The organism is Mesorhizobium sp. WSM3224 (assembly GCF_000427725.1).
GTDB lineage: Bacteria > Pseudomonadota > Alphaproteobacteria > Rhizobiales > Rhizobiaceae > Mesorhizobium.
This window is the reverse complement of the sequence record NZ_ATYO01000005.1, coordinates 88,753-105,738: the sequence shown is the minus strand read 5'-3', so window position 1 is coordinate 105,738 and position 16,986 is coordinate 88,753. Positions and strand designations below refer to the sequence as shown.

The following is a 16,986-nucleotide window of genomic DNA, read 5'->3' as shown; positions in this document are numbered from 1 at the left end:
CGTCTTTCGCGCGAGCGGGCAAGCGGAAAGAACAAAGGCCGAACACGCTCCTGACAAAGCGTTGTGGAAACAATCGCTACAACGTTGTCGAAACGGACGCCGCAAGTACCTGCCTCTTCGATCGACAAAGGCGCTCGACTTACCCGCACGTAACCTCCTGGCGATCACATTTTTCGGTAATCGGCTATTGAACGGTTGACGCCGGCGACCCGCGGGAGCAGTCTCTGGGCGTCAGCGAAGCCGGCCGTCTTTCGATGGCCTCGCCACCCAAAGGTGGCCTGCGAGACGCCGCAGGCATTTGCGATTAGAGCTTCGTAAGACAATGGTCGCAACGGACGAAGGAGCGGAGCATGACGCCACCGGACAGTCCCTTGAGGCTCCACACCAGGATGGAGCCGCGGCGGGCATAAGTGCCAGGGCAGACTTGAAACGCCGGCCCGACAAACCGTGACCTGCCGATTGCTACAATCAGAGACAATAGTCGGATCGTCGGCTGAACGCCGCGTTGCATCCGAAACAGAACGCCGGCAGTCCACTCCCGGCTAAAATTGGATTTCAGATCCATGAAAGCCCCGTCCACCTGCGGAAGCAGTGGCGGGGCTTACATTTTTTGCGGTCTTGCCAGGTTCGCAGTTGGCCGGAGACTCCCTAACTTCGTCATCCTTGGGCGCAGCGACGCGAAGCGGAGCGAAGACCCAGGGATCCATTCCGTTACCTCAGCCGAGGGCGCAACGGTGCAGAATTCTGCGCCGGTTGCATTCTTCGGCCGACGTAACGGCATGGTCTACGCCGCGTCGCTTCGCTCCTTGCTCCGCCATAGAATGACGAAAACGCGCTTCGGTCGATCGCTGCCAAATCAATGGTTCGGAATCCGTGCGCCACCCGTCGCCGTGTCGACGGTTATGCTGCCGCCGATCCTGACATCGGTATTGCCGATCTTGAACGTGCCGTCGCTGCCGGCCGGCAGCGCGTCGTCCGGTTCCGGCTGCGGCGCCGGCTTGGCGATGCGGTAGTCGCCGTTGACGCCCGGCAATTTCCGCGCCGAGCTGTCGTCGGCAAAGGCAGGGCCAGCCATCAGCCCGGCCAGTGCGGCAAGCGCAATGCATAAATATCTGGATTGCAGCAGCTTGGTCATGTGCAAACACAATAGGGGCGGGCCCGCTGCGATGCCAGACACGCGGCGATCAATTTGCCGCGCGTCTGGTTTAAAGCGCGTCGCGCTGAAACGGGTTCAGGCGACGCGCTTTAAATCTTTGTTTTGACGCATGTCGTTGTCCCAGAACCGCAGCACACTTCTGGGCGACATGCGTTGTCAGGCCGCCTTCTTGCGCGTGTCGTAGACGTGGTCGACGAGGCCCCAGGTCTTGGCTTCCGCGGCGCTCATGAAATAATCGCGGTCGAGCGTGCGCTCGACCTCCTCGTAGCTGCGGCCGCAATGCTTGGCGTAGAGCTCGGTCATGTGCTGCTTAGTGCGCAGGATGTCTTCCGCGTGGCGCTGGATGTCGGAGGCCTGGCCCTGGAAGCCGCCAAGCGGCTGGTGCAGCACGATCCTTGTGTTGGGCAGCGCGATGCGCCGTCCCGGGGCGCCGGCCATCAGCAGGAAGGAACCCATCGAGGCGGCAAAACCCATGCAGACCGTCGCTACCGGGCAGGAGATGTACTGCATCGTGTCGTAGATGGCGAAGCCGCTGGTCACCATACCGCCCGGCGAGTTGATGTAGATCGAAATCTCCTTGTCGGGATTGTCCGATTCCAGCGACAGCAATTGCGCGCAGACCAGCGCCGAGACGTTGTCGTTGATCTCGCCGTTGATGAAGACGATACGCTCGCGCAGCAACCGCGAAAAGATATCGAAGGAGCGTTCGCCGCGGCTCGACTGTTCGATGACCATCGGCACCAGGTTGGCAATGCTCATGACGGGTTTCCTCGATTTGCTTTGATCAGGCCGCACGCTGCATCATGCAGGGCGCATTGGCGGCGGTTGGGTTCTTGCGCCCATGGAGCGAGAGCCCGCAGCCGGCACCGGCGATGGCGAGGACAGGCTCCGCCACCGGCACGAAGCCGTCATGGACAATGCGCAGATGCGTGCCGCCCGAGGCGGTGCGCGCCAGCGTGAAAGTGACGGTGCTGTCGAAGGCGGGGCCGTCGGGGGCGGGAAGCAGGTTGGCATCGTTGGCAGGCGGCCGCTCGCGCCAGGAGTAGCGCAGCAGCCTGCCGGGCTCGGCTTCGAGCACCTCGCATTCTACCGGCGCGTCCGGTCCGGCAAAGGCAAAGCGCCTGCCGGTTTCCGCCTTCATGTCGTTGGGCATCAACCATGCGGCGAGCAGTTCCGGCTCGGTCAGCGCCCGCCAGACTTTTTCAGGCGGATCGGCAAGGTCGCATTCGAAGCTAAGCCGGGGCTCGGTCTCAGTCGTGGGGTGTTTTGTTGCCGTCATTGGTCCATTTCCTTCAGAACCGTCTTCAACTTCTCGATGCGTTCCGGCCAGAAGGCACGGTAGCGGTCGATCCAGCCTAGCAGCGGATCGAGCCCTTGCGGGTCGGCGCGGTAGTAGGCGTTGCGGCCTGCCCGCCGCTCGACCACCAGCCCGGCGCCGCGCAGCACGGCAAGGTGTTGCGAGACCGCGGGCTGCGAAACGCTCATGCCGGCGCGCAGCTCGGACACCGACATTTCGCTTGCCGCGAGCCGCTCATAGACGGCGCGCCGTGTCGGATCGGCCAGCGCCCGGAGTATCTCTGCTTCGATCATCGCAAAAGCATAAGTCGATACTTATTGATTTGGCAAGTGGCTATTTGACCGCCATATCAAATGAGGCGCTCAGACCCTGCCTTTGCTGACATTCCTTGACAGAACAGGCTGTGGTGTCTAGAACGAAAAGAGAACAAAAACCTTGTGGGAAAAGCCAGCCTTTTCAGGCATGGACGGCCCGTAGGCTATAAGGTGAGCGACTTAAAATTTGTTTCGGATGAGCGCGGAGAAATACGATGGCGGGTAGCATCAACAAGGTCATTCTGGTCGGCAATCTTGGGGCGGACCCGGAAATTCGCCGCCTGAATTCGGGCGAGCCGGTCGTCAACATTCGTATCGCCACGTCGGAAAGCTGGCGCGACAAGAATTCCGGCGAGCGCAAGGAAAAGACCGAGTGGCACAATGTCGTCATCTTCAACGACCAGATCGCCAAGGTGGCCGAGCAGTATCTGAAGAAGGGCATGAAGGTCTATGTCGAAGGCCAGTTGCAGACGCGCAAATGGCAGGACCAGACCGGTAACGACCGCTACACGACCGAGGTGGTGTTGCAGAAATTCCGTGGCGAGCTGCAGATGCTCGACGCGCGCGGCGAGGGCGGCGGCGGCCAGGTCGGCAATTATTCCGGTGGCGGCAGCAGCCGTGGCTCTGACTTCGGCCAGTCCGGTCCGAATGAAGGTTTCAGCCGTGGCGGCGGTGGCGGCTCCAAGGGCGGCGGTGGCGGCGGCCCGTCGCGCGAGCTCGACGACGAGATCCCCTTCTAAGCGCCTCGAAATGGCCGTTTGAGGGGAAGGGGCGATGTCGCTTGGACCGCTAGTGTCGGCGCCGCCTCCCATTCCGTGGCATGCATTCGCGGCCTTCGCCGCGCTCGCTGTCGGCGGTGCCCAGCTGGCGCTGCCGAAAGGCACGTTGCGTCACCGCGTGCTGGGCTACGCCTGGGTGGCGCTGATGCTGATCATCGCCTTATCGAGCTTCTGGATCCAGCAGATCCGGCTGATCGGCCCCTTCAGCCCGATCCACCTGTTGTCGATCCTGGTTCTGGCCACCGTGCCGCTGGCGGCATGGTATGCGCACACCCACAAGGTGGCCGCGCATCGCGGCGCCATGATCAAGCTCTATCTGTTCGCGCTGGTCGGCGCCGGCATCTTCACGCTGCTGCCTGGCCGGATCATGCACGCCGTCGTGTTCGGCCAGTAAGGCGTATTGATATTCAGGTGAGGCCGGCCTGCAAATGGCAGCCTCCTGCGCTTCCGGTGCTCACGTACTTCAAGTACGCTCCGCTCCGGTTCTCGGAACCCGCCATTTTCGGCTCGGCCTGACCTGAATCTCAACACGCCTTAGCGCGGCCGGGAATTTCTCAAGGAAGATCAACGTGAAAGCACGCGTCAAATGGGTTGAGGAACGCACCTTTGTCGGCGAATCCGGCAGCGGCCACAAGGTTGTGCTGGGTACGGCGCATGGGCCGGAAGGCCGGACGCCGGGACCGAGCCCGATGGAACTGGTGCTGATCGGGACCGGCGGCTGCTCGGCCTATGACGTCGTGCACATCCTGGAAAAGGGTCGCGAGGCAGTCGAGGATTGCGTGGTCGAACTCGACGCCGACCGGGCCGAGACCGAGCCAAAAGTGTTCACCCGCATTCACATGCATTTCATCGTCAAAGGGCGTGCGCTCTCGCACGACAAGGTGAAGCGGGCGATCGACCTGTCGATCGAGAAATACTGCTCGGCCACCGCGATGATGGCCAAGACGGCGACGGTCACGCATGACTTTGAAGTGGTCGATACGGCGGCCAAGTAGGGCAGTAGGGTGTTGCTCAAGCGGCCATGAGCGCCCGGACGCCGTCCGCAACGAACTGCACCGCCAGCGCCGCCAGGATCACGCCGAGCAATCGCGTCAGGATCGAGCGGCCGGTCTGGCCGAGGATGCGGTCGATGCGTTCCGACAGCACGAACACTAGATAGGTGATAGCGAGGCAAAGAAAGATGATGCCGACCAGGGCGGCTTGAGCGGCAAATCCTTGGAAGGAACCCGACAGCAGCACCGTCGCCGAAATTGCGCCGGGGCCGGCGATCAGCGGGATCGCCAGCGGGAAGGCGGCGATGTTGTGGATCATGTCCTTGGTGATGGCGACGTCGCCGATCTTCTCCTTGCGGTCCTGGCGGCGCTCGAACACCATTTCGAAGGCGATGAAGAACAAGAGGAAGCCGCCGGCCACGCGAAAGGCCGGCAGCGTGATGCCGAACACCGACAGGATCGAGGCGCCGGCAACCGCAAAAAGCGCCATCACCAGGAAGCCGATCACCGACGCGCGCACCGAGACCTGCTGACGCTCCTCGCGGTTCATGCCACGCGTCACGGCGAGAAAGAGCGGCGCCAACCCGGGAGGGTCGATGGTCACCAGGATGGTGACGAAGGCGTTGAACAGGCTGTCGAAGCTCGGCATCGCTGGTCCCCTCCCGCTGGCCGAAGCCCAGGCTCCGCGATTGGTAGAGCAAAGCCGGCGCGCTGGAAACAGGCAAGCCGACCTCGTCGCGTGCTCGGGTCTCCTTTTGATGCTTGCGGGACAGCACCCCCCTCTGGCCTGCCGGCCATCTCCCCCGCAAGGGGGGAGATTGGCAGTTTCACCGGCCGCGCCACCTTATTCATTCAAACATTGGAAATTGGCTTATCAATGTTGGAGATTGGCGAAAGGCGGAGCGACATCTGATCTCCCCCCTTGCGGGGGAGATGGCCGGCAGGCCAGAGGGGGGTGTGAAGGATCGCTACGCTTTCATCTTGACGCGCATTCTTCGCGACCCTCAGCCTCCACCCATCCGTCGCGCCAAAAATTCCACCTCCATGCGCCAGTTCGCGCCGCCGTCATGCGAACGCTCGCCCAGCCAGCGGAACGAATTCCTGGTGATGCGCGAAAAGCTCCAGCGTACCGACGCGCCGGTGCCGTCGGCGCCGATCTGGACGATCGTGTCGCCCTCGGCGCGGCCGAGCTGCCGGCTGTAGTACTGGTTGCGCGGATCGCTCCAGAAGATGTGCCAGGCGTCCGTTCCGGGATCGTAGACGCGCAATGTCGTGCCGTAGAATGTCCACGGTCCGAGCGAAGGCGAGGGGCCCGCGTCGCGCGCAGGCAGGATCCAGACATCCTGCACGGCCTTGCCTTCGAGAACCCAGCCGAAATGCACCTCGCCGCGCCCCGTGAGCGTGGTTCCATCCTCGAGGATGCGGGTGGCGTCGAATGTCCAGGCGCCGATAAAGCGGCCATAGAGCTTCAGTTTTTCGGCGAGGTCCGGATTGGGACCGTCGCTGTGCAGGGCCTCGGCAAAGGGATCGGTCATGGTTGCTGCCTCGTTTGTCAGGAGAGGGCGAGCAATAGGAGCATGGCGGGGTTCTGCGCTTGGGAAAAATTGCTATTTTTGGGTTATGGCGACGACTGAGAAAAACCTTGCTTCGGGAACGGGCTGGCAAGTGTCCGACGTGGTCTGCACCGCAGCCGCCGGCGACAAGCCATTCGAGGAAGAGCATCGCAGCTTTTGCGTCGCAGCAGTCACCCGCGGCACGTTCCGCTATCGCACACGCCAAGGTACGGCGATGCTGGCGCCGGGCGCCATTCTACTCGGCAATCCCGGCGCATGCTACGAATGCGGCCATGAGCACGGCGCAGGCGACCGTTGTCTCTCCTTCCATTTTTCACCGACCTATCTGGAGCGCGTGGCGGCCGAATTGCCGGGCGCGAAGCGGCTCGGCTTTGCCGATCCGCGCCTGCCGCCCTTGCCGGCGTTGGCGCCCTTGCTGGCCGAGGCGGAGGCGGCACGGGAAACAAGCGACGGCGACGCGTTCGAGGAACTCGGCCTGCGCATTGCCGGCGCTGTGATCGCGGCTGCGACCGGCTCTTCCAGGGACGCGCCGGCACCCAGCCGCCGCGACCAGAAACGCGTCGCCGAGGCAGTGCGCCTGGTCGAGCTCAATGCCGATCGATCATTGTCGCTGACGGAGCTCGCCGACGGCACGGCGACCAGCCCGTTTCATTTCCTGCGCACCTTCCGGCACGTTGCCGGCATGACGCCCTATCAATTCCTGCTGAGGACCAGGCTCCACCGCGCGGCGGTGCGGCTGCGCAGCTCTGACGCGGCGGTCTCGACGATCGCCTTCGATGCCGGCTTCAACGACCTGTCGACCTTCAACCGCCGGTTCCGGCGCGAGATGGGAAAAACGCCCGGCGCCTATCGCACCAGACGAACCGGGCAGCGCTGAGGTCGGCCGGAGCGGAAAACGACTGTGGCCATATCGTCGCAATAAGCGGTATCCATTTGAAATTACCGTCAAAATTGTCTCTGGAAAAGTCCGGCGAACATTGGAGTTTCGGCAAGGCTTCCTATATAAGCGTGCAGTGATTCCCGACTGGATTGTGACCTGATTTGACCGACCAGAAGACACCGCGCGGCAGCGACGGCGGCCCCACCGGCATAGAACCGATTTCCATCATCGAGGAGATGCAGCGCTCCTATCTCGATTACGCCATGAGCGTGATCGTCAGCCGCGCACTGCCCGACGTGCGCGACGGCCTGAAGCCCGTGCATCGCCGCATCCTCTATGCCTCGCATGAGAGCGGCTACCACTGGAACCGCAAATATGTGAAGTCAGCGCGCCCGGTCGCCGACGTGATGGGTAAATACCATCCGCATGGCGACGCCTCGATCTACGACGCATTGGTGCGCATGGCGCAGGACTGGTCGCTGCGCGTGCCGCTGATCGACGGTCAGGGCAATTTCGGCTCGATCGACGGCGATCCGCCGGCGGCGATGCGTTACACCGAGTCGAGGCTGACCAAGGTCGCGCATGAGCTCCTGGAGGACATCGACAAGGAAACCGTCGATTTCCAGGATACTTACGACGCCTCGGGCAGCGAGCCCAAGGTGCTGCCGGCTCGCTTCCCGAACCTGTTGGTCAACGGCTCCGGCGGCATCGCCGTCGGCATGGCGACCAACATCCCGCCGCACAACCTCACTGAAGTCTGCAACGGCGCTATCGCCATCATCGACAATCCGGCGATCGACCTGACGGCGCTGATGGAGATCGTGCCCGGCCCGGACTTCCCCACCGGCGGCATCGTGCTTGGCCGTTCCGGCATCTACAACGCCTATTCGACGGGCCGCGGCTCGATCGTCATGCGTGGCCGCGTCGAGATCGAGCAGCGCGGCAATGACCGCGAATCCATCATCGTCAGCGAGATTCCCTACCAGGTGAACAAGGCCTCGATGATCGAGAAGATGGCCGAGCTGGTGCGCGACAAGCGCATCGAGGGCATTTCCGACATCCGCGACGAGAGCGACCGCCAGGGCTACCGCGTCGTCATCGAGTTGAAGCGCGACGCCGTGGCCGACGTCGTCCTCAACCAGCTCTATCGCTTCACGCCGCTGCAAACGTCGTTCGGCGCCAATATGGTGGCGCTCAACGGCGGCAAGCCGGAAGTGATGACGCTGATCGACATGCTGAAGGCCTTTGCCGGTTTCCGCGAGGAAGTCGTTAGCCGCCGCACGAAGTACCTGCTGCGCAAGGCTCGTGATCGGGCACATGTGTTGGTCGGTCTGGCAATCGCCGTCGCCAATATCGACGAAGTGATCAAGCTCATCCGCACAGCGCCCGACCCGCAGACGGCGCGCGAGCAGTTGATGGAACGGCGCTGGCCGTCGCACGATGTCGCCCCGCTGATCCAGCTGATCGACGACCCGCGGCACCGCATCAATGAGGACGGCACCTACAACCTCTCCGAGGAACAGGCGCGCGCCATCCTTGAACTCCGCCTGCAGCGCCTGACCGCGCTCGGCCGCGACGAGATCGCCGACGAGTTGAACCAGATCGGCGCTGAGATCATTGATTTCCTTGATATTTTGTCGTCGCGTGCACGCATCCAGCAGATCGTCAAGGACGAGTTGATCGCGGTCCGCGACGAGTTCGGCACACCGCGCCGCACCGAGCTGAGCGACGGCGGTTCAGACATGGAAGACGAGGACCTGATCCAGCGCGAGGACATGGTCGTCACCGTCAGCCACTCCGGCTACATCAAGCGCGTGCCGCTGTCGCTGTACCGGGCGCAGCGCCGCGGCGGCAAGGGCCGCTCGGGCATGTCGACCAAGGAAGAGGATTTCGTCACCCGGCTGTTCGTCGCCAACACGCACACGCCGGTGCTGTTCTTCTCCTCGCGCGGCATCGTCTACAAGGAAAAGGTTTGGCGGTTGCCGATCGGCAACCCGCAATCGCGCGGCAAGGCGCTGATCAACATGCTGCCGCTCGAGCAGGGCGAGCGCATCACCACGATCATGCCGCTGCCGGAGGACGAGACCAGCTGGGGCGAGCTCGACGTGATGTTCGCCACCACGCGCGGCACCGTGCGCCGCAACAAGCTGTCCGACTTCGTCCAGGTCAACCGCAACGGCAAGATCGCCATGAAGCTGGAGGAAGAAGGCGACGAGATCCTCGGCGTCGAGACCTGCACCGACAATGACGACGTGCTGCTGACGGCGAATTCCGGCCAGTGCATCCGTTTCCGGGTTTCCGACGTGCGCGTCTTCCAGAGCCGCAATTCCGTCGGCGTGCGCGGCATAACCATGGCCGAGACCGATCGCATCATCTCCATGTCGGTGATTGAGAATGTCGATGCGTCACCCGCCGAGCGCGCCGCTTATCTGAAACGCGCGGCGACGGAACGCCGCCTAGCCTCCGGCGCGGCGGGCGAGGAGGAAGAGATCGCGCTGACCAATGAGGAGATTGGCGAGGAGGCGGAGCTGTCCGACGAACGCTACGAGTTCCTCAAGGCGCATGAACAGCTTGTGCTGACAGTGACGGAGTATGGCTACGGCAAGCGCTCGTCGTCCTATGACTTCCGCCTGACCGGCCGCGGCGGCAAGGGCATCCGCGCCACCGACGTGTCGAAAGTCGCCGAGATCGGCCGGCTGGTCGCGACCTTCCCGGTCGGCAATGACGATCAGATCATGCTGGTTTCGGACGGCGGCACCGTCATCCGCGTGCCGGTCAACGGCATACGTTTCGCGAGCCGCGCCACCAAAGGCGTGACGATCTTCAATACGGCCGAAGGCGAGAAGGTCGTGTCTGTGGAGCGGATTTCGGAGCCGCAGGCTGACGAGGAAGTCGAAGACGCGCCGTCTGGCGAGGCAGGCACCGATAATACGAGCGAGAGCGAATAGGTCGTGTAAGCGTCACCGGCCTTTTGGCCGGTGCGATCATGGTGGGATCAGTAGCGGCGGTAGACGTTGCGCCGGGCGAAACCATCGAGCCGCCTGGTATTGGCCTTGACGCGCACTCGCGCTGCTTCCTGGTGCAACCCGAACGCAGTCGCGATCAGCATCACGAGGGTCATTGCAGTGGCAAGCATGTAGATCAGCATTTGCGTGTTCTCCTGCACTTACAACGGTAAGATGGGGATTTGGTTTCATCCCTTGAAGCGGCAACCTAGTGAACGCTGCGTGAAGCATTCGTGATTGTCGCATTCATCTGTCGTTCATCGGCGCAAAAAGGTTCACGGCTAGAGCGGTTCGCCGTTTTCATTGGAAACGGCGAACCGCTCTATCTCTTTGTTTTGGCGCAATTCCGAACGGAAAACCGCTCACACTTTTCCTGGAATTGCTCTAGGCAATCGATGGGATTTGCCTTTGTTTGAGAGGCTCGCTAGAAGCCTGCCATGACCGAACGCACCGCCCTCTACGCCGGCTCCTTCGACCCGCTGACCAACGGCCATCTCGACGTGCTCAAGGCGTCGCTGGCGGTGGCCGACACCGTCTACGCGGCCATCGGCATTCATCCGGGCAAGAAGCCATTGTTTTCCTTCGAGGAACGCGTGGAGCTGATCGAAGCAGCCACCAAGGCCGAGTTCGGCCGCGACAGCGGTCGCATCAAGGTCGTTTCCTTCGACGGGCTGGTCATCGACGCAGCCCGCAAGCACGGCGCCTCGATCATGATCCGCGGCCTGCGTGACGGCACCGACCTCGATTACGAAATGCAGATGGCGGGCATGAACGAGACGATGGCGCCGGAATTGCAGACGGTTTTTCTGCCGGCGAGCCCTTCGGTGCGCACCATTACCGCCACACTTGTGCGCCAGATTGCATCCATGGGCGGCGACATCCGCCCATTCGTGCCGCAGGCCGTCGCCGGCGCGCTCACCGCCAAGTTCACCAAATAGGCTTTCCCGGAGATCCCCATGCAGCTGAAGAAGCTCGCTTCGTTCCTTGTCGTGCTTGCCGGCCTTTTCGCGGCATCCATGCCGGCCGTCGCCGCCGACAACGAAAACACCATGATCGTAACGCTGAAGGACGGCGACGTGACCATCGCGCTGCGCCCCGATCTGGCGCCCAAGCATGTCGCGCAGATCAAGAAGCTGGTGCGTGACGGCGCCTATGACAATGTCGCCTTCCACCGCGTTATCGACGGTTTCATGGCGCAGACCGGCGACGTCAAATTCGGCAACATGAAGAAGGGCTTCAGCCCCGAAGCAGTCGGTACCGGCGGTTCCGACCTGCCCGACCTGCCGGCCGAATTCTCGCAGACCGAGAAATTCACGCGCGGCGCGATCGGCATGGCCCGTTCGCAGGATCCGAACTCGGCCAACTCTCAGTTCTTCATCATGTTCGCGCCGGCGCCGAACCTCGATGGCCAGTACACCATCGTCGGCAAGGTGGTCAGCGGCATGGATCTGGTCGACAAGATCAAGAAAGGCGACGAGGCCGACAACGGCACGGTCGCCGACCCGGACCGCATGATCAAGGTCCGCATCGCTGCCGACGGCAAATAACTCCCTCAATTTTCAAAGGATTTTCTGACATGGTTGAGATCAAGGACCGCGAGAACGCGCTCATCATGGAAACGACCAAGGGCCAGGTCGTCATCGAGATGTATCCCGAGCTTGCGCCGGGTCACGTCGCCCGCATCAAGGAGCTGGCGCGCGAAGGCGCCTATGACGGCGTCGTGTTCCACCGCGTTATTGACGGCTTCATGGCGCAGACCGGCGACGTCAAGTTCGGCAATTCCTCGAAGCCGACCTTCGCGCCGTCGCGCGCGGGCATGGGTGGCTCCGACAAGCCGGACCTGAAGGCCGAGTTCTCGAACGCCAATCACGGCCGCGGCGCCTGCTCGATGGCGCGCTCGCAGAACCCGAACTCGGCGAACTCGCAGTTCTTCATCTGCTTCGACGAGGCTGCCTTCCTCAACCGCCAATACACGGTGTGGGGCCAGGTCATCGAAGGCATGGAGAATGTCGACAAGATCAAGCGCGGCGAGCCGGTGCAGGATCCCGACAAGATCGTGTCGCTGAAAGTCGCGGCAGACGTCAAGTAAAGGCAAACGATGATGGGCGCAGTCTGGTCCCTGCTCGGCATCCTGTCCGGCGCCTTCATCGCTATCCAGGCGCCGATCAATTCGCAATTGGCGAAGGGCCTCGGCCTTCCGGTTGCGGCCGCCGCGTTCTCCTTCCTGTCCGGCGCCATTGTCCTTGGCATCATCTCCATCTCGGTGGTGAAGCTGCAGGGCATTTCGCTCGACTGGAAGGCGCCGGCGCCCTGGCTGTTCATCGCGGGCGGTATGCTCGGCGGCTTCTACGTGACGCTGTCGACGATCCTCACGCCGCGCATCGGCGCGGCGGCGCTGATGGCGTTCCTGGTCGCCGGCCAGCTGATCGCCGGCATGCTGATCGACCGCGCCGGCTTCCTCGGCGTGGCGGTGCGCGAAATCTCGCTTGGCCGCGTCGCCGGCGCCGTGCTGCTGCTTGCCGGGGCGCTGCTCATCCGGCTCTACTGATGCGCGTCGACCTGTTCGACTTCGACCTGCCGGAAGAGCGCATAGCGCTTCGCCCGGCGGAGCCGCGCGACAGCGCCAGGCTGTTGGTCGTCAAACCGGGCGAAACGCCGCAAGACCGCACCGTCAGCAAATTGCCGTCGCTGCTTCACGAAGGCGACGTGCTGGTTTTCAACGATACCAAGGTCATCCCGGCGCAGCTGAAGGGCATTCGCAGGCGTGGCGAAGCCGTGGCGCAGGTCGAGGCGACACTGCATATGCGCGTGGCGCCGGACCGCTGGCAGGCCTTCATGCGGCCGGGCAAGCGCATAGCCGCCGGCGACCGCATCCATTTCGGCCATGACGGCAATTCCTGCTTCCTCGGCCAGCTCGACGCCACGGTGATCGAGAAAGGCGAGGCGGGCGAGGCGCTGCTCGGCTTTGATCTCTCCGGGCCATTCCTCGACGAGGCGCTGCATGCTGTCGGTCACATTCCGCTGCCGCCCTATATTGCCTCGAAGCGTAATGACGATGATCGCGACCGCGCCGACTACCAGACCATCTATGCCAGGGAAGAGGGTGCTGTCGCTGCACCCACCGCCGGCCTGCATTTCACGCCGGAGCTCTTTGCCGCGCTTGACGCCAAGGGGATCGAGCGCCGGTTCGTCACGCTGCATGTCGGCGCCGGCACCTTTCTGCCCGTGAAGGCCGACGACACGGCTAATCACAAGATGCATGCCGAGACCGGCTCTGTGAGCCCGGACACGGCGGAGGCGCTCAACGCGGCCAAGGCGCGGGGAGGGCGGATCATCGCCGTCGGCACCACATCGCTGCGCCTGCTTGAGAGCGCGGCGCGCGAAGACGGCAGCATCGAGCCCTGGTCCGGACCGACCGACATCTTCATCACCCCCGGCTATCGCTTCCGCACGGCCGATATGCTGATGACCAATTTCCATCTACCGCGCTCGACGCTGTTCATGCTGGTCTCGGCCTTCAGCGGGCTGGAGACGATGCGTTCGGCCTATGCGCAGGCCATCGAGAGCCGCTACAGGTTCTACTCCTATGGGGACGCCAGCCTGCTTTACCGAGCGGAGACGAGCGATGGACGATGATCTCGACGGCATGGACCGCGATATTCTGATCGCGGAAGTGAAGAAGCTGCGCGCCGGCATCCGCGCGCACCGCGATACGACCGGGCACGATCTGTGCTGGCACCACCCGGATCTCTGGGACCTGCTGCCGGAAAAGACCGAGCCGGCGATCGCGGTGCCGCCGTGGCCGAAATTCATGCGCGGCTGCATCCGCTACCGGCAGTCGCTCGATGAGCAGGCGCCCGGCGCGCCGGTGCACGACCAGGAATTCGATGGCTGAAAATTTCTCCTTCAAAGTGCTCGCCACCGACGGCAAGGCTAGGCGCGGGCTGGTCTCGATGCCGCGCGGCGAGATCCGCACGCCTACCTTCATGCCGGTCGGCACCGGCGGCACCGTCAAGGCCATGTATATGGACCAGGTGCGCGGCGTCGGCGCCGACATCATCCTCGGCAACACCTACCATCTGATGCTGCGGCCGGGCGCCGAGCGCGTGGCCAGGCTTGGCGGCCTGCATGAATTCGCGCGCTGGCCGTTCCCGATCCTGACCGACAGCGGCGGCTTCCAGGTGATGTCGCTGTCGAAGCTCAGGAAACTGACCGAACAGGGCGTCACCTTCCGCTCGCATATCGACGGCGCGGCCTACGAGATGTCACCGGAGCGTTCGATCGAGATCCAGGGGCTGCTCGATTCCGACATCCAGATGCAGCTCGACGAATGCACCGCGCTGCCGGCCAAGCCTCAGGAGATCGAGCGCGCCATGGAGCTGTCGCTGCGCTGGGCCGAGCGCTGCAAGACAGCGTTCGGCAACCAGCCGGGCAAGGCGATGTTCGGCATTGTCCAGGGCGGCGACAGCGCGGTTATGCGCGTGCGTTCGGCGCAGGCGCTTAAGGCGATGGAGCTCAAAGGCTATGCCGTCGGCGGGTTGGCGGTCGGCGAGCCGCAGTCGGTGATGCTGGAGATGCTCGACATCACCTGCCCGGAGCTGCCGGCCGACAGACCGCGCTACCTGATGGGCGTCGGCACGCCCGACGATATCTTGAAATCGGTGGCACGCGGCATCGACATGTTCGACTGCGTGATGCCGACGCGGGCCGGTCGCCATGGTCTCGCCTACACGCGCCGCGGCAAGGTCAATCTCAGGAACGCCCGCCACGCCGACGATCCACGCCCGCTCGACGAGGAAAGCGATTGCCCGGCCGCGCGCGACTATTCGCGCGCTTATCTTCACCACCTGGTGCGTTCGCAGGAATCGCTCGGGGCGATGCTGCTGACCTGGAACAATCTGTCCTACTATCAGAAGCTGATGCAGGACATCCGGGCGGCCATCGAGGCTCAGGCATTTGAGACGCGGGCCGGCGAGATCACTGAAGGCTGGGCGCAGGGGGATATCCCGGCGCTGTGAATCCTTAGTCGCGTTCGCTTGCGCCCTTATTGGCGCGCAGCTTTAGCTGTTGGTGCCATTCCTCGAAAGTCATGTACCCACGCCGTTGATTGAACCACTCGGTCTCGAGCTGGTCCCGCATCTTGGCGTTTGCGGGTTTCAGCATTTCAAAGTCGTAACGGCGATTGGCTTCAGCCAAAAGCCCCCACATGATGCCGTTCCAGCTGCAGTCCTCGGGAAGAGGAAACAGGGCCGCAGTTTGCGCCTTAATTCGACCGATAATTCCAAGGCCTATGAAGCCGATGTCGTTGTATGAATTGCAATAGTCTGCCCAAAGCTTAGGGTCGTTACTCCGGATATGCTCCAGAAGTACAATCGCCTGCTCTTCGACCCATTCGACATCACCATTAACAATTTGCCGGTGTTGCTTTATGTGTTCTAAGAATTTTTCTTTGCGTAAAAATCTATTTTCTGGATGCCACATTGGGAACTGAAAAGTTCGCTCATTCGCAAATCGAAAATCAACTGCACCAGCGCGGTAGTGCTTTCGATGAAGGCCGGGAAATAGCTCTTCAATGAATGAACAAATGCGATCGCTCATCGCACTAGAAATGAACCCATTGTTGTTCTCGGCAGCAAGGTAGGCCCGCCACTCGTCGGGATAACGTTCTTTGTAGGACGTGGTGATGAGGTTGATCTCCTCGGGTGTCCATTCCTTGATCCCAAAAATTCGGCTTGGCAATGTTACTCGAATTTTGAAAGGAACGGATGCTGCCTCTCTGCTTTCAGGCATCGCGTCCCTGGTTTCGGGTTGGTAACTAGGGTCTACATTTTCACGGCGGACGGACGAACGAAAGTTCATCATCCAAAACAGGAACATCAAGAACGCTGTAAGCCAGACAACAGAGAAAATCGCCTGCACGGCCCGATCAAAGCCCCCTTATCCAAGTCGCACACTAACATTGTTGTTACGAAAATCACCACCCAACCGCATCCACCTTTGCGATTGTTATTCGATTGAATATTCCGCGAACAACATGCCGGTAGTCGTTGTCGCGACTCGGATCGAGTCGAACGACAGTTCGCTGGGTGTTCGTCAAAAGGAATATCTTAGGTGCTGACCGAGGTGGAAGCGCGCAGGCTGCAGCCGGTGATCTTGAAACTGCCGTCCGGCTGCTGCTGCAGCGTATAGACCGCCTCATAATCCTTGCCGTCGGGTCCGACGATCAGCACCTGCTGGACGATCGACCCCGGCCCGGTCTGCTCGACCTTGCCGAAGGAATAGGATTGGGGCTTTCGCACCGGCGCGTAGCCATTCGTCACCATGTTCATGAAGATGTCGACGGTCGGGAAGATCTGCTTCACATTCGGCGCCGCGAAACTATAGGCGGCGGTGCCGTCATTGGCGATGAAGGCCTTCAGTTGGCTGTCGATGACCGTCTGCGCGGCCTTGACGTCGGCATCGCCGGCGAAGGCAAGCGAGGCTATCAACATTGGAACAAGAGCTAATGCGAACAGTGCGCGGCGCATGGCCTGCCTCCCCGGAATTCGCTTGGCTAACGCACTCTAACATACGCGGCGCGGCGCGGCCTGGTTTCATCGATGTCCGAAAATTTCGCCATTTCGGCGTCAGCAGGCACGATTAGGCACTCTTTGGGGCGCGCGGCGCGTGATGCTTGAAAGCCGGGCGGCAGTCTGCCACAAGGGCCGCTTGTTCGCTTAGACTGACAGGACCGGCACATGAAGGCGTTTTTCGTGCAGATAAAGTGCGATCTGGGCAAGGCCTATGAGGTCGCCAGCGCGCTCGCCGATGCCGAGATCGCTTCCGAAATCTACTCGACCGCCGGCAATTACGACCTGCTCGCCAAATTCTATGTCGATGACGAGGAGGATGTCGGCCACTTCGTCAACGAGCGGGTGCAGATTCTGCCTGGAATCAAGGACACCTTCACCATCGTCACCTTCCGAGCGTTTTGATCGCGAGGCGATGCC

The 16,986-nt window shown here is 62.2% G+C and carries 22 protein-coding genes; 13 read left to right on the top strand and 9 right to left on the bottom strand.

Going from position 1 to position 16,986, the window contains the following annotated elements:
• Positions 1 to 856: 856 nt before the first annotated feature.
• From YU3_RS0111075 to YU3_RS0111060, 4 genes are all read right to left on the bottom strand, one after another.
• On the bottom strand, positions 857 to 1,135 hold the full coding sequence (locus YU3_RS0111075; protein ID WP_027166306.1) for a hypothetical protein: 279 nt from the start codon (positions 1,133 to 1,135) through the stop codon (positions 857 to 859).
• Positions 1,136 to 1,312: 177 nt separating this feature from the next.
• On the bottom strand, positions 1,313 to 1,915 hold the full coding sequence (locus tag YU3_RS0111070) for an ATP-dependent Clp protease proteolytic subunit (protein WP_027166305.1): 603 nt from the start codon (positions 1,913 to 1,915) through the stop codon (positions 1,313 to 1,315).
• A 25-nt stretch (positions 1,916 to 1,940) separates the two neighbouring features.
• The gene (locus tag YU3_RS0111065; protein ID WP_027166304.1) at positions 1,941 to 2,435 is read right to left on the bottom strand and encodes an SRPBCC domain-containing protein; all 495 of its coding nucleotides are present in this window, start codon (positions 2,433 to 2,435) and stop codon (positions 1,941 to 1,943) included.
• A complete protein-coding gene (locus YU3_RS0111060; RefSeq protein WP_027166303.1) occupies positions 2,432 to 2,746 on the bottom strand; it encodes a metalloregulator ArsR/SmtB family transcription factor in 315 nt (104 codons plus the stop codon). The genes YU3_RS0111065 and YU3_RS0111060 overlap by 4 nt, the downstream gene beginning before the upstream one ends.
• Before the next feature lie 236 nt (positions 2,747 to 2,982).
• Here YU3_RS0111060 and YU3_RS0111055 point away from each other — a divergent pair, with 236 nt between their 5' ends.
• From YU3_RS0111055 to YU3_RS0111045, 3 genes are all read left to right on the top strand, one after another.
• Positions 2,983 to 3,507: a single-stranded DNA-binding protein gene (locus YU3_RS0111055; protein WP_027166302.1), complete on the top strand. Its 525-nt coding sequence runs from the start codon at positions 2,983 to 2,985 to the stop codon at positions 3,505 to 3,507.
• Between the two features lie 34 nt (positions 3,508 to 3,541).
• Entirely contained in the window at positions 3,542 to 3,940 is a 399-nt protein-coding gene (locus YU3_RS0111050; RefSeq protein ID WP_027166301.1) for a DUF2306 domain-containing protein, read from the top strand.
• A 175-nt stretch (positions 3,941 to 4,115) separates the two neighbouring features.
• Positions 4,116 to 4,541, top strand: coding sequence for an OsmC family protein (locus tag YU3_RS0111045; RefSeq protein ID WP_027166300.1), 426 nt, complete (start codon positions 4,116 to 4,118; stop codon positions 4,539 to 4,541).
• 16 nt (positions 4,542 to 4,557) lie between these two features.
• On the opposite strand, the gene YU3_RS0111040 is transcribed toward YU3_RS0111045, so the two are convergent.
• Positions 4,558 to 5,187 (bottom strand): MarC family protein, encoded by a 630-nt coding sequence (locus YU3_RS0111040; RefSeq protein WP_027166299.1) that lies wholly within the window; start codon positions 5,185 to 5,187, stop codon positions 4,558 to 4,560.
• Between the two features lie 355 nt (positions 5,188 to 5,542).
• A complete protein-coding gene (locus YU3_RS0111035; protein ID WP_027166298.1) occupies positions 5,543 to 6,073 on the bottom strand; it encodes a hypothetical protein in 531 nt (176 codons plus the stop codon).
• Between the two features lie 85 nt (positions 6,074 to 6,158).
• Here YU3_RS0111035 and YU3_RS0111030 point away from each other — a divergent pair, with 85 nt between their 5' ends.
• Both YU3_RS0111030 and gyrA read left to right on the top strand, forming a co-directional pair.
• Positions 6,159 to 6,989 (top strand): AraC family transcriptional regulator, encoded by an 831-nt coding sequence (locus YU3_RS0111030; RefSeq protein WP_027166297.1) that lies wholly within the window; start codon positions 6,159 to 6,161, stop codon positions 6,987 to 6,989.
• A 164-nt stretch (positions 6,990 to 7,153) separates the two neighbouring features.
• Positions 7,154 to 9,940 (top strand): DNA gyrase subunit A, encoded by a 2,787-nt coding sequence (gene gyrA / locus YU3_RS0111025; RefSeq protein WP_027166296.1) that lies wholly within the window; start codon positions 7,154 to 7,156, stop codon positions 9,938 to 9,940.
• Between the two features lie 47 nt (positions 9,941 to 9,987).
• On the opposite strand, the gene YU3_RS40510 is transcribed toward gyrA, so the two are convergent.
• Positions 9,988 to 10,140: a hypothetical protein gene (locus YU3_RS40510; protein ID WP_156913445.1), complete on the bottom strand. Its 153-nt coding sequence runs from the start codon at positions 10,138 to 10,140 to the stop codon at positions 9,988 to 9,990.
• 294 nt (positions 10,141 to 10,434) lie between these two features.
• Here YU3_RS40510 and coaD point away from each other — a divergent pair, with 294 nt between their 5' ends.
• The 7 genes from coaD (at position 10,435) to tgt (ending at position 15,015) form a co-directional block, all read left to right on the top strand.
• Positions 10,435 to 10,935: a pantetheine-phosphate adenylyltransferase gene (gene coaD / locus YU3_RS0111015; RefSeq protein ID WP_027166295.1), complete on the top strand. Its 501-nt coding sequence runs from the start codon at positions 10,435 to 10,437 to the stop codon at positions 10,933 to 10,935.
• A 78-nt stretch (positions 10,936 to 11,013) separates the two neighbouring features.
• A complete protein-coding gene (locus YU3_RS0111010) occupies positions 11,014 to 11,544 on the top strand; it encodes a peptidylprolyl isomerase (protein WP_245273487.1) in 531 nt (176 codons plus the stop codon).
• 29 nt (positions 11,545 to 11,573) lie between these two features.
• Entirely contained in the window at positions 11,574 to 12,086 is a 513-nt protein-coding gene (locus YU3_RS0111005) for a peptidylprolyl isomerase (protein ID WP_027166293.1), read from the top strand.
• A gap of 9 nt (positions 12,087 to 12,095) precedes the next feature.
• Complete coding sequence (locus tag YU3_RS0111000) at positions 12,096 to 12,545, top strand: DMT family transporter (protein WP_027166292.1); 450 nt, start codon at positions 12,096 to 12,098, stop codon at positions 12,543 to 12,545.
• On the top strand, positions 12,545 to 13,633 hold the full coding sequence (gene queA / locus YU3_RS0110995) for a tRNA preQ1(34) S-adenosylmethionine ribosyltransferase-isomerase QueA (protein ID WP_027166291.1): 1,089 nt from the start codon (positions 12,545 to 12,547) through the stop codon (positions 13,631 to 13,633). The genes YU3_RS0111000 and queA overlap by 1 nt, the downstream gene beginning before the upstream one ends.
• Positions 13,623 to 13,892, top strand: a complete 270-nt coding sequence (locus YU3_RS0110990; protein ID WP_027166290.1) for a hypothetical protein — start codon at positions 13,623 to 13,625, stop codon at positions 13,890 to 13,892. The genes queA and YU3_RS0110990 overlap by 11 nt, the downstream gene beginning before the upstream one ends.
• Entirely contained in the window at positions 13,885 to 15,015 is a 1,131-nt protein-coding gene (gene tgt / locus YU3_RS0110985; protein WP_027166289.1) for a tRNA guanosine(34) transglycosylase Tgt, read from the top strand. Before YU3_RS0110990 ends, tgt begins: the two co-directional genes overlap by 8 nt.
• Before the next feature lie 4 nt (positions 15,016 to 15,019).
• On the opposite strand, the gene YU3_RS0110980 is transcribed toward tgt, so the two are convergent.
• Positions 15,020 to 15,916: a hypothetical protein gene (locus YU3_RS0110980; RefSeq protein ID WP_027166288.1), complete on the bottom strand. Its 897-nt coding sequence runs from the start codon at positions 15,914 to 15,916 to the stop codon at positions 15,020 to 15,022.
• 188 nt (positions 15,917 to 16,104) lie between these two features.
• The gene (locus YU3_RS0110975) at positions 16,105 to 16,524 is read right to left on the bottom strand and encodes a DUF4864 domain-containing protein (protein ID WP_027166287.1); all 420 of its coding nucleotides are present in this window, start codon (positions 16,522 to 16,524) and stop codon (positions 16,105 to 16,107) included.
• 210 nt (positions 16,525 to 16,734) lie between these two features.
• Here YU3_RS0110975 and YU3_RS0110970 point away from each other — a divergent pair, with 210 nt between their 5' ends.
• The gene (locus tag YU3_RS0110970) at positions 16,735 to 16,971 is read left to right on the top strand and encodes an Lrp/AsnC family transcriptional regulator (protein WP_027166286.1); all 237 of its coding nucleotides are present in this window, start codon (positions 16,735 to 16,737) and stop codon (positions 16,969 to 16,971) included.
• Positions 16,972 to 16,986: the final 15 nt, after the last annotated feature.

Bases quoted from the DNA above. Each gene is read 5' to 3' on its own strand.
- YU3_RS0111075 (WP_027166306.1), bottom strand. From the start codon at position 1,135: ATGACCAAGCTGCTGCAATCCAGATATTTATGCATTGCGCTTGCCGCA.
- YU3_RS0111070 (WP_027166305.1), bottom strand. From the start codon at position 1,915: ATGAGCATTGCCAACCTGGTGCCGATGGTCATCGAACAGTCGAGCCGC.
- YU3_RS0111065 (WP_027166304.1), bottom strand. From the start codon at position 2,435: ATGACGGCAACAAAACACCCCACGACTGAGACCGAGCCCCGGCTTAGC.
- YU3_RS0111060 (WP_027166303.1), bottom strand. From the start codon at position 2,746: ATGATCGAAGCAGAGATACTCCGGGCGCTGGCCGATCCGACACGGCGC.
- YU3_RS0111055 (WP_027166302.1), top strand. From the start codon at position 2,983: ATGGCGGGTAGCATCAACAAGGTCATTCTGGTCGGCAATCTTGGGGCG.
- YU3_RS0111050 (WP_027166301.1), top strand. From the start codon at position 3,542: ATGTCGCTTGGACCGCTAGTGTCGGCGCCGCCTCCCATTCCGTGGCAT.
- YU3_RS0111040 (WP_027166299.1), bottom strand. From the start codon at position 5,187: ATGCCGAGCTTCGACAGCCTGTTCAACGCCTTCGTCACCATCCTGGTG.
- YU3_RS0111035 (WP_027166298.1), bottom strand. From the start codon at position 6,073: ATGACCGATCCCTTTGCCGAGGCCCTGCACAGCGACGGTCCCAATCCG.
- YU3_RS0111030 (WP_027166297.1), top strand. From the start codon at position 6,159: ATGGCGACGACTGAGAAAAACCTTGCTTCGGGAACGGGCTGGCAAGTG.
- YU3_RS40510 (WP_156913445.1), bottom strand. From the start codon at position 10,140: ATGCTGATCTACATGCTTGCCACTGCAATGACCCTCGTGATGCTGATC.
- coaD (WP_027166295.1), top strand. From the start codon at position 10,435: ATGACCGAACGCACCGCCCTCTACGCCGGCTCCTTCGACCCGCTGACC.
- YU3_RS0111010 (WP_245273487.1), top strand. From the start codon at position 11,014: ATGCCGGCCGTCGCCGCCGACAACGAAAACACCATGATCGTAACGCTG.
- YU3_RS0111005 (WP_027166293.1), top strand. From the start codon at position 11,574: ATGGTTGAGATCAAGGACCGCGAGAACGCGCTCATCATGGAAACGACC.
- YU3_RS0111000 (WP_027166292.1), top strand. From the start codon at position 12,096: ATGATGGGCGCAGTCTGGTCCCTGCTCGGCATCCTGTCCGGCGCCTTC.
- queA (WP_027166291.1), top strand. From the start codon at position 12,545: ATGCGCGTCGACCTGTTCGACTTCGACCTGCCGGAAGAGCGCATAGCG.
- YU3_RS0110990 (WP_027166290.1), top strand. From the start codon at position 13,623: ATGGACGATGATCTCGACGGCATGGACCGCGATATTCTGATCGCGGAA.
- tgt (WP_027166289.1), top strand. From the start codon at position 13,885: ATGGCTGAAAATTTCTCCTTCAAAGTGCTCGCCACCGACGGCAAGGCT.
- YU3_RS0110975 (WP_027166287.1), bottom strand. From the start codon at position 16,524: ATGCGCCGCGCACTGTTCGCATTAGCTCTTGTTCCAATGTTGATAGCC.
- YU3_RS0110970 (WP_027166286.1), top strand. From the start codon at position 16,735: ATGAAGGCGTTTTTCGTGCAGATAAAGTGCGATCTGGGCAAGGCCTAT.